The sequence below is a fragment of the Nocardia sp. TBRC8007 genome (genome assembly GCF_056629435.1).
This window is the reverse complement of record NZ_JBWSOR010000227.1, coordinates 1-247: the sequence shown is the minus strand read 5'-3', so window position 1 is coordinate 247 and position 247 is coordinate 1. Positions and strand designations below refer to the sequence as shown.

At 66.8% G+C, this 247-nt stretch carries 1 protein-coding gene; it reads right to left on the bottom strand.

The features are described 5' to 3' along the window. Nucleotides 1–247: hypothetical protein (locus ACX4ZE_RS23425; RefSeq protein WP_480275636.1), on the bottom strand; the 247-nt coding region annotated here is incomplete at both ends.

Sequence of the window (247 nt, the reverse complement as noted above, 5' to 3'; positions counted from 1 at the left end):
CGTCGGCCAGTGACAGTGTCGGGGTGGGGGTTTTGCGGAGGATCACGTCGTAGCGGTAGCGGGTCAGCTCGTTGACCGCCCGGCCGGTTTTGAGTGCGATATCGACCGCGCCGATCTCGTCGATGCCGGCGGCCACTGCGTGGAAGTATTCCGGGGCTACGAGTAGTTCCTGTTCGGTGGCGATCGCGCGGCGGACCCGTTCCCGCACCACCTGTGGGTCGGTGTCCCCGCCGTGGGCGAGTTGTAC